Here is a 5,512-nt window from a genome sequence, read left to right on the forward strand (position 1 = left end):
CCGCCGTAGTCGGCCGCCCTGATCTCCTTCGGCGTCGCCGACTCGATGGCCGCGGCCGGCACGTCCATCACCCGCACGAACCCGGCGGCGAAGACCCGCAGGCCGCTCCGGTCCACCCGGATGCGGGCGAACAGGCACGCGGCGGCCAGCAGGGCCAGGGCCACGAGGAGGGCAGCCAGCCAGGGGACGGCGATGGTGAGGAGCGCGGCGGGAAGCAGGGTGGCGATCCCGAGCATCACAAAGACCGAGCTGCGGGCATGGATCCACAGGCTCACTGAGTCCCGGGCGAGGTCGGGATCGAGCTCGCGGGCAAGGGCTTCCGCGATGGCCCTGTCGTCGTCGGCGGACCAGCGTTCGTCGGCCTTGAAGACGAAGCCCATCACGACGCCCAGCCCCAGGGCGGCGCCGCTGCCCATGGCGAGCACCGCGACGTCCACCTGGGCCTGGCGCGCGTTGTCGAGTCCGAGCTGACCGACCAGCACGGCGGCCAGGACGGTGGTGATGAACAGGCTGACGAACAGTCCTGCGCCCATCATGATCCGGCGCATCACGGCCGGACGGGACAGCGGCACCGCCTGTACCAGCACGGCACCGCCGAGCAGCACGATCATGGCCGCCCCGACTCCGACCACAGCCCCGAACGGTGCAAAGTCCGCGGCGGCGCCTTCCGCCCAGCGGACTGCCAGCGGTTCGGGCAGGTCGGGGCGGATCAGGAACGCGCACAGAACAAACGCCGCTGCGAGCACCAGAGGGAACCCCACGGCGAAGCGCAGCGCCCTGGCGTCGACGGAATCCCGAAACTTTCCCATATGCCCAACGCTACCCCCGGTGATTCGGCCTTCGGTATGTTGGTGTGACCCAGGCAACTTGCCAAGCGCCGCAGAAGTGAAAGAATGATTTCACAGAACCGAGTTCTCCCAACCCCACAGCATCCCTGGAGGCCCAACTTTGCCCGGAATGAACCTGACGCGTGCTGAAGCACGCGAGCGCGCCGAACTGATCGCCGTCGACTCCTACGAGGTCGAGCTCGACCTGACCCGCGGTGAGAAAGTCTTCGGCACCACCACGGCCGTAAAGTTCACGGCGAGGCCGGGGTCCTCGACGTTCATCGACGCCGTCACCGACACCGTGCAGAGCGTCACCCTCAACGGTGTCGACCTTGATCCAGCCGAGGTCTCCGACGGCGTCCGCATCCAGCTGCCGGATCTGGCGGCGGACAACGAGCTGCTGGTCGTCGCCGAAGCCCCGTACATGAACACGGGCGAAGGGCTGCACCGCTTCGTGGACCCGGTGGACCACGAGGTCTACCTCTACACCCAGTTCGAGGTACCGGATTCCCGGCGGATGTTCGCCGTGTTTGAACAGCCCGACCTCAAGGCCACCTTCACGTTCACGGTGATCGCCCCCTCGCACTGGGATCTCATCTCCAACTCCCCCACCCCGGTCCCGGTCGAGACCATCCCCGGCACCGACGGCGGGGCACGCTCCGTCTGGGAGTTCACCCCCACGCCGCGGCTCTCCTCCTACGTCACGGCCCTGATCGCCGGGCCCTACCAGTCCGTCCGCAGCGAAGTGGTCTCCGCCGACGGGAAGGTCACACCGTTGGGAGTCTTCGCCCGCAAGTCCCTGATGCAGTATCTGGACGCGGACAACATCTTCGACCTCACCCGCCAGGGCTTCGAGTTCTTCGAGGCACAGTTCGGCTGCCCGTACCCGTTCGAAAAGTACGACCAGCTCTTTGTCCCGGAGTTCAACGCCGGCGCCATGGAAAACGCCGGGGCCGTGACCATCCTGGAAGGCTACGTCTTCCGCAGCAAGGTCACCGACGCCCAGGTGGAGCGCCGCGCCATCACCGTGCTCCACGAACTCGCCCACATGTGGTTCGGTGACCTCGTGACGATGCGCTGGTGGAACGACCTGTGGCTCAACGAGTCCTTTGCCGAGTACATGTCCCACCTGGCCGCCGTGGAAAACACCAGGTTCGACCACGCCTGGACCACTTTCGCCTCGGTGGAGAAGTCCTGGGCCTACCGCCAGGACCAGCTCCCCACGACCCACCCGATCTTCGCCGAGATCAACAACCTCGAGGACGTCGAGGTGAACTTCGACGGCATCACCTACGCCAAGGGCGCCTCGGTGCTCCGCCAGCTCGTCGCCTGGGTGGGACCGGAGGAGTTCATGGCCGGTGTCCGCGAGTACTTCCGCAAGCATGCATGGCAGAACACCGAGCTCAGCGACCTGATGGCCGAACTCGAAAAGGCCAGCGGCCGCGACCTGGACCAGTGGGGCCGGCTCTGGCTGGAGACCGCCGGTGTCAACACGCTCAAGCCCGAGCTGTCCGTGGGCGCAGACGGGACGATCTCCTCCTTCGCGATCCTGCAGTCCGCCACCGAGGGACAGCCCACCCTCCGCCCGCACCGGCTCGCCGTGGGTTTCTATAACCTCAACGGCGACGGGAAGCTGGAACGCGTCCGCCGCGAGGAGCTCGACGTCGACGGCGGCCGCACCGAGGTGCCCGCGCTGGCCGGGCTCACCCGGCCGGACCTGATCCTGCTCAACGACGACGACCTCGCCTACGCCAAGGTCCGCCTCGACCCGGTGTCCCTCGCCACCGCCACGGCACACCTCAAGGACTTCAGCCAGAGCCTTCCCCGCACCCTCGTCTGGGGCTCAGCCTGGGACGCCGCCCGCGACGGCGAAACCCCCGCGCGCGGCTACGTGGAACTGATCCTCGCCAACATCGCCGAGGAATCCGATTCCTCCGTGATCCTCGTCCAGCTGCGCCAGCTGGCCACCACCCTGAACTTCTACGTGGCCGCGGAACACAAGGAAGCCACCGCTATCGCCGCCGCCGACCGGCTCTGGGAGCTCGCCTCGGGCGTCCCGGCCGGCTCCGACGCGCAGCTGCAGTTCGTCAAGTCCTATGCCCTGCTGGCCCGCAGCGCCGGTCAGCTGGACACCGTGTCCGGGCTGCTGGACGGCAGCCTGACGCTGGAGGGCCTCACCGTGGACCAGGACCTGCGCTGGGAACTGATCACTTCCCTCGTTGTCGGCGGCCGCGCCGGACAAGACAAGATCGACGCCGAACTGGCGCACGACAACACCGCCACCGGGCAGAACGCGGCGGCCCTCGCCCAGGCCGCCATCCCCACCCCCGAGGCCAAGGCCGCGGCCTGGGAATCGATTGTGGTCAAGGGCGAGCTGTCCAACGCGCTCCAGGGCTCGGCCGTCAGCGGCTTCACCCGGGTGCTCGACACGTCCCTGCTGGAGCCGTATGCCGGGAAGTACTTCGACGCCGTCCCGGGGATCGTCAAGGACCGCACGCACGCGCTGGCCCAGCAGATCGTCGTCGGGCTCTACCCGGCGCAGCTGACCACGCAGGCGACCGTGGACCGGACCGACGGCTTCCTTGCCTCACTGCCGGCGGACAGCACGGCCCTGCGGCGGATGATGCTGGAGAACCGCGACGGCGTGGCCCNCGCGCGTTGCGCGCCCGCCAGGCCGACGTCGGCTAAGCAGTCCACCGATCCTGCCCAACTGGCTCGCAGCTAAGGCCGTTTTGGACGCTCAAAACGGCCCCTGCTGCTAGCTAGTTGGGCGGGGATGTGTCCTAGGCTGGAGCCATGAGCCTCGATGAGCACCGCTACGCGCTGACAGTCCGCTGGACCGGGAACCTGGGCAACGGGACGGCGTCGTACCGCGGCTACTCACGCGACCACGACGTCGAGATCCCCGGGTTACCCGTCCTGCGGGGCTCCGCGGACCCGACCTTCCACGGCGACCGGAACCGCTACAACCCGGAACAGCTGCTGCTGGCAGCCCTGTCCCAGTGCCACATGCTGTCCTTCCTGCACGTCGCCGTGAAGCACGGTGTGGTGGTCACGGCATACGAGGACCGGGCCGAGGGGCTGATGCGGACCAACCGGGACGGCAGCGGGCAGTTTGAATCGGTCACTCTCAAGCCGCGGGTGACCCTGGCTGCACCGGCGGCGGAGGAGCTCATGGACGAACTGCACGCCGGGGCGAACAGGGTCTGCTTCATCGCCCGGAGCGTCAACTTCCCGGTGCTGCACGAACCCAGCGTGGAAGTCGGGGGCCAGCCGGGCTGACCATCGGCCGGCCCTGGGCCCCGGCTTAGGACGCCCAGGATGCGCATCCGGCCACGCTGCGGCGCTAATGTTGAAGTAGACCAGAGCGCAGCAACAAGGAGTACTCCCCCGCCGATGATCAGCCTCACCACGACCGAACCCATCACCCCTCCCGACATCTCGGCCATCAATCTGCCGGGTGTCCTCATCAGTCTGGGGGTCGGCATCGCCGTCTGGCTGGTGGCGTCCTTCGTGATCGCCGGCATCACCAAACGCGTCGCCGCGGGCAGCACATTCTTCAAGAAGCCGCACTTCCGCTGGGTGGCCCCCGCCTTCCGCGCCCTGGACCACGAACGCCGGGTCCAGCGGGCCAACACCATCGGCGCACTGCTCAGCAGCGTGGTCGGCGTCCTGGTGGCCGTCCTCACCAGCGTGTATGTGCTCAAGAACCTGAACGTGGACGTGGCGCCGATCCTGACCAGCGTCGGAATCCTGGGTATCGCCATCGGCTTCGGCGCCCAGCAGCTGATCCGGGACTTCCTGGCCGGCATCTTCATCACCATCGAGGACCAGTACGGCATCGGCGACATCATCGAGACCTCCGAGGTGGTGGGTACGGTGGAGCAGATGAACCTCCGGATTACCCGGGTCCGGGCCGAGGACGGCACCATCTGGTACCTGCGCAACGGCGAAATCCTGCGGGTGGGCAACCGCTCCCAGGGAACCTACATTCCGCCTGAAACACCGGCTTCGGACGACGCCGACGACGCACCCCAGCAGAAGGCCGGAGAATAGAGCCATGACGATCCCCCTCGCCGGCGAGCCCCGCCAGCCCAAGCAGCTGCTGCAGAACGATCCGTTCACCCAGCCCGGTTACACGGACAACTTCTACGACGCCGTGGGCGGCCACGAGACGTTCGTGAAGCTCATCGACGTGTTCTACGACGGCGTGGCCACGGATCCGCTGCTGCGGCCGATGTATCCGGAGGAGGATCTGGGCCCCGCCAAGCGTCGCTTCCTGATGTTCCTCGAGCAGTATTGGGGCGGCCCGACGACGTACGGCGAGGAGCGCGGGCACCCCCGGCTGCGGATGCGGCACCAGCCTTTCCGTGTCACACCGGAAGCGAAGGAGCGGTGGCTGCACCACATGCGCACCGCGGTGGATTCCCTGGAGCTCCCGCCGCTGCACGAAGGGACGCTGTGGGACTACATGGAGCGGGCGGCCCTCTCCATGGTGAACAGCCCGTCCGGAGCCTAAGGGGCGCACCCGCGAAGTTGCTGCGTGCGCCGGTGCGGCGCGGGCCGGAGATCAGCGCCGCTCGTGCCGCACTGCGAGCGCGGCGCGCGCATTGCCGGCGACATGCAGGAGGACCGCCACGAAGAGGAAAGCGACGAGCACCTGGGCCGTCGTCGTCAGCGCGGCC

The 5,512-nt window shown here is 67.9% G+C and carries 5 protein-coding genes and 1 pseudogene (1 of these 6 cut by a window edge); 4 read left to right on the forward strand and 2 right to left on the reverse strand.

Annotation, left to right across the window (positions count from 1 at the left end; genetic code table 11):
• Positions 1 to 809, reverse strand: an 809-nt coding sequence (locus K789_RS0119330) for a hypothetical protein (protein WP_024368190.1), incomplete at its 3' end; no start/stop codon positions are given.
• A gap of 148 nt (positions 810 to 957) precedes the next feature.
• Between K789_RS0119330 and pepN the strand changes: the two are divergent.
• The 4 genes and pseudogenes from pepN (at position 958) to K789_RS0119350 (ending at position 5,346) form a co-directional block, all read left to right on the forward strand.
• Positions 958 to 3,515, forward strand: a pseudogene (gene pepN / locus K789_RS23600) (aminopeptidase N).
• Positions 3,516 to 3,623: 108 nt separating this feature from the next.
• Positions 3,624 to 4,109, forward strand: coding sequence for an OsmC family protein (locus K789_RS0119340; RefSeq protein ID WP_024368191.1), 486 nt, complete (start codon positions 3,624 to 3,626; stop codon positions 4,107 to 4,109).
• Positions 4,110 to 4,223: 114 nt separating this feature from the next.
• Entirely contained in the window at positions 4,224 to 4,883 is a 660-nt protein-coding gene (locus K789_RS0119345) for a mechanosensitive ion channel family protein (RefSeq protein WP_024368192.1), read from the forward strand.
• Between the two features lie 4 nt (positions 4,884 to 4,887).
• Positions 4,888 to 5,346 (forward strand): globin, encoded by a 459-nt coding sequence (locus K789_RS0119350; RefSeq protein ID WP_024368193.1) that lies wholly within the window; start codon positions 4,888 to 4,890, stop codon positions 5,344 to 5,346.
• Between the two features lie 51 nt (positions 5,347 to 5,397).
• Here the strand turns inward: K789_RS0119350 and K789_RS0119355 are convergent, their stop codons facing one another.
• Positions 5,398 to 5,512 carry the final stretch of a Pr6Pr family membrane protein gene (locus tag K789_RS0119355; RefSeq protein WP_024368194.1) on the reverse strand. The gene runs 596 nt beyond the window's last position, so the window shows 115 of its 711 coding nt (coding positions 597-711); its start codon lies off the right edge, out of view; its stop codon occupies positions 5,398 to 5,400.

The sequence above is a fragment of the Arthrobacter sp. TB 26 genome (genome assembly GCF_000427315.1).
In the GTDB taxonomy this organism is placed as follows: domain Bacteria; phylum Actinomycetota; class Actinomycetes; order Actinomycetales; family Micrococcaceae; genus Arthrobacter.

Coding starts and splice junctions, on each gene's coding strand:
- K789_RS0119345 (WP_024368192.1), top strand. CDS start 4,224: ATGATCAGCCTCACCACGACCGAACCCATCACCCCTCCCGACATCTCG.
- K789_RS0119340 (WP_024368191.1), top strand. CDS start 3,624: ATGAGCCTCGATGAGCACCGCTACGCGCTGACAGTCCGCTGGACCGGG.
- K789_RS0119350 (WP_024368193.1), top strand. CDS start 4,888: ATGACGATCCCCCTCGCCGGCGAGCCCCGCCAGCCCAAGCAGCTGCTG.